The sequence below is a fragment of the Streptomyces niveiscabiei genome (assembly GCF_001419795.1).
In the GTDB taxonomy this organism is placed as follows: domain Bacteria; phylum Actinomycetota; class Actinomycetes; order Streptomycetales; family Streptomycetaceae; genus Streptomyces; species Streptomyces niveiscabiei.
On record NZ_LIRL01001106.1, the window covers coordinates 1 to 3580 of the forward strand.

The 3580-nt window shown below is 72.1% G+C and carries 5 protein-coding genes; 4 read left to right on the forward strand and 1 reads right to left on the reverse strand.

Annotated elements, in window-relative coordinates; genetic code table 11:
* On the forward strand, positions 1–399 hold a 399-nt coding region (locus AOK24_RS40565), incomplete at its 5' end, for a hypothetical protein (RefSeq protein ID WP_055724915.1).
* A gap of 9 nt (positions 400–408) precedes the next feature.
* On the opposite strand, the gene AOK24_RS40570 is transcribed toward AOK24_RS40565, so the two are convergent.
* Positions 409–903 (reverse strand): MarR family winged helix-turn-helix transcriptional regulator, encoded by a 495-nt coding sequence (locus AOK24_RS40570; RefSeq protein WP_055724916.1) that lies wholly within the window; start codon positions 901–903, stop codon positions 409–411.
* Between the two features lie 101 nt (positions 904–1004).
* Here AOK24_RS40570 and AOK24_RS40575 point away from each other — a divergent pair, with 101 nt between their 5' ends.
* The 3 genes from AOK24_RS40575 to AOK24_RS40585 all read left to right on the forward strand — a co-directional run.
* Complete coding sequence (locus AOK24_RS40575) at positions 1005–1871, forward strand: pirin family protein (protein WP_055724917.1); 867 nt, start codon at positions 1005–1007, stop codon at positions 1869–1871.
* A gap of 97 nt (positions 1872–1968) precedes the next feature.
* Entirely contained in the window at positions 1969–2934 is a 966-nt protein-coding gene (locus AOK24_RS40580; protein WP_055724919.1) for a D-2-hydroxyacid dehydrogenase family protein, read from the forward strand.
* 82 nt (positions 2935–3016) lie between these two features.
* The coding region (locus tag AOK24_RS40585) for a L,D-transpeptidase (RefSeq protein ID WP_240554358.1) at positions 3017–3580 on the forward strand (564 nt) is incomplete at its 3' end.

The window sequence follows — 3580 nt, forward strand, 5'->3', positions numbered from 1 at the left end:
TGGATGTCGAGGAAGGCGGGCATGCGGCCCGCCTTCCTCGACATCCACGACTGGTCGTACGCCTTCGAGTTCGCCGAGAACGACTGCCAGATCCTCGACACCGACCACGAGACCGAACTCACCGACGACGACGTCTGGTCCGTCGGCGCCGACGGCGGCGGCAACTACTACGTCGTCCTCACCGACGGCAAGGTCGCCGTCTGGTCCCACGAGGAGGAGGCCATCGAGGAGGACACCCAGTTCGACAACCTCGACGTGTACGTGTGGTCGCTGGTCCGCTACCACGCGATCCGCCGGGGCGTTCTGCGGCTCGCGGACGTGGAGGCCGACTTCCAGGCCCTCGGCCAGCCGGGGGCCCTCGCGGAGACCGTGGGCCTCCTCGCGACCCTGCCGTCCTAGAGCGACCCCCTACGTCTGCGAGGCCCGCACCGCCGCCCGATGCGAGTCCGCCAGCGGGCACGTGTCGACGTGCCGCATCAAGTGCCCCGTCAGCTCGGCCAGTTGGGTCACCTGTTCCGGGGACAGGGCGTTGAAGACGAGTGCCCGGACCGTGTCCACGTGTCCGGGTGCCGCCGCTTCCAGAGTGGTGCGGCCGGCCTCGGTCAGCCGGAACGTGACCCCTCGGCGGTCCGTCTCGCAGTCGCCCCGCTCGACCAGCCCCCGGCGCTGCATGCGCGCGAGCTGATGGGAGACGCGGCTCTGTTCCCAGTTCAGTGACGCGCCGAGATCCCTGGCCCGTACGCCTGTGCCGGCGTCGTGCAGCCGCCCGAGCACCTCGTAGTCCGCGACGGAGATCCCGTGGTCGTCCTGGAGCTGGCGTCCCAGGTCTGTCTGGAGGCGGGAGCTGAGCTGCATCAGTCCGTGCCAGGCGAGGAGTTCCTCGTTCGTGAGCCACTGCGTCATGGGGCCAGCGTAGTGGAGTGAATGACAGGTCATATATATTGGATGATGTGTCATGGAGTTCGGCGTGGGTCCGCCGCGCCGCTCGTCTGCCGGGAGCCCCCATGGAACGGATCATCAACCGCGTCACCGAGAAGCAGCACCTCGGCCCCGACGCGCAGGTCGACGACAAGGCGCTCGTCTTCGTCCCCACCGACCCCGCGCTCACCGACCCGTTCCTGGCCCTGGTCGAGGACCGGTTCTCGGCGCCGGGCTTCGAGTGGCACCCGCACCGGGGCCTGGAGACCGTCACGACCGTCGTCGGCGGCGTCCTCGAACACGGCGACAACCTCGGCCACGCGGGAGCCCTGGAACCCGGCGAGGTCCAGTGGATGACCGCCGGACGCGGCATCATCCACCGCGAACTCGCCTACCGCGACGAACATGCGCACGTCCTCCAGATGTGGCTCAACCTCCCCGCGGCGAAGAAGCTGACCCCCTCCCGCTACCAGGACCTCACCCGCGCGGCGATGCCCCGTATCGAGACCCCGGGCGTCCGCATCGACGTCCACGCGGGCACCGTGGACGGCGTCACCGGCGCCGCCGACACCCACCACCCGGTCCAGGGCCTGGTCGCGACCCTCGACCCCGAGTCCTCGTACACGCTCGACGTCCCGCCGGAACACCGCCTGTTCGCGCACGTCATGGACGGCCGCCTCCTCGTCGCGGGCCGAGAGCTGCGCGCGGGCCGCACCGGCTGGTCCGACCCCGTCGCGGGCCCCGCCGCCACGACCCTCCACCTCAAGGCCACCGACCCCGACCGCCCCGCCCGCGTCATGATCTACAGCGGCACACCCCTGCGTGAACCCGTCGCCCTCGGCGGCCCGTTCGTCATGAACAGCGAGCAGGAGATCAGGAAGGCGTTCGCGGACTTCCACAGCGGCACGTTCGGCCCGGTCCCGCGCACGGCGCGGCTCGCCTACGACCGCTGACCTGCCCGGCCGCCCGCAGCGGACCCCCACCGGGCCCGTCGGTACGCTGATCACCCTGTGGCCCGCAGGAAAGGCAGGACCCCGCATGACCCCCCGCATGCCCCTCCGCTGCGCCGTACTCGACGACTACCAGGACGTGGCCCTGGCCTCGGCGGACTGGAGCCCCCTCGCCGGCCAGGTCGACGTCCGCACCCTCCGCGAGAACATCACCGACCGAGACCGCCTGGCCCGCGAACTCGCCGACTGCGAGATCGTCGTGGCCATGCGCGAACGCACCCCCTTCGACGCCGCCCTCCTGAAGCGGCTCCCGAAGCTGCGGCTCCTGGTGACGACGGGCATGCGCAACGCGTCCATCGACCTCACGGCGGCGGCCGGACAGGGCGTCACCGTCTGCGGTACGGCGAGCAGCGCGACCCCGCCCGCCGAACTCACCTGGGCCCTGCTCCTGGGCCTCGCGCGCCACCTCACCACCGAGGCGCGGGCCCTGCGCGAGAACGGCCCCTGGCAGTCGACCGTCGGCCAGGACCTCGCCGGCCGCACCCTGGGCCTCCTCGGACTCGGCCGCCTCGGCAGCCAGGTCGCCCGCGTCGCCACGGCGTTCGGCATGGACGTCCTCGCCTGGAGCCAGAACCTGACGGCGCAGCGCGCCGCGGACGCCGGAGCACAGCTCGCCGCCTCCAAGGAGGACCTGCTGTCCCGCAGCGACTTCGTCTCGATCCACCTCGTCCTGTCCGACCGCACCCGCGGCCTCCTCGGCGAACCCGAACTGCGCGCGATGCGCCCCCACGCGTACCTCGTCAACACCTCCCGCGCCGCGATCGTCGACCGGGACGCCCTGATCCGCGCCCTGCGCGAGCACTGGATCGCCGGAGCCGGCCTCGACGTCTTCGACACGGAACCCCTCCCCGCCGACGACCCGCTGCGCACCCTCCCGAACGTCCTCGCGACCCCGCACCTCGGGTACGTCACCGAGCGCAATTACCGGACGTTCTACGGGGAGGCGGTGCAGGACATCGCTGCGTACCTGGCGGGGGAGCCGGTGCGGGTGCTGACCAAGAGCTGACGTACCCGGTAGGGGGCAAGCGGGCCGCCGTTCGGCTCAGCCCGCCCCTCACCGCACGCCCCACCCCGGTTTTGCTGGCCCCATGAGGACCAACTGGATGTGGCGTGTGGTGACAGCGGCGGCCGTCCTGGCGGCGACGGCCTCCCCAGCGGCGACGGGCGTCCTGGCCGCGACGGCCTCCCCGGCAGCGGCGGGCGGCCTCTCGTCCTGTACGGCCGGGACGGGTCCGTACCAGCGGCAGCTGGAACGCCACCTGAAACTCCCGGAGGACGGCCGCCAGTCGCCCGCCGACTGCGAGGCGATCAGCGCCTTCCAGGCCCGCAGCGGCCTCGTCCCGGCGAACGGCTACGCCGGCTACCCGGCGTACCGCATGACGCTGGTCGCCCGGGCCGCCCGCAACCCCAACGCCGCCCGCCGCTGCCCGACCGGCTCCCACCGGGTGGCCTGCGTGGATCTCGCCCGCCAGCTGATGTGGGTGCAGCAGGGCAAGCGCGTGCTCTACGCCCCCGTACCCATCCGCTCGGGCCGCGACGGCTACGAGACCCGCACCGGCACCCACCGCGTCTATCTCCGCCACAAGGACCACCGCTCGTCCCTCTACAACCGCTCCCCGATGCCGTACGCGCAGTTCTTCGACGGCGGCCAG

What these genes read in the sequence shown, in the direction of transcription:
- AOK24_RS40570 (WP_055724916.1), bottom strand. Translation starts at nt 903, where the DNA reads ATGACGCAGTGGCTCACGAACGAGGAACTCCTCGCCTGGCACGGACTG.
- AOK24_RS40575 (WP_055724917.1), top strand. Translation starts at nt 1,005, where the DNA reads ATGGAACGGATCATCAACCGCGTCACCGAGAAGCAGCACCTCGGCCCC.
- AOK24_RS40580 (WP_055724919.1), top strand. Translation starts at nt 1,969, where the DNA reads ATGCCCCTCCGCTGCGCCGTACTCGACGACTACCAGGACGTGGCCCTG.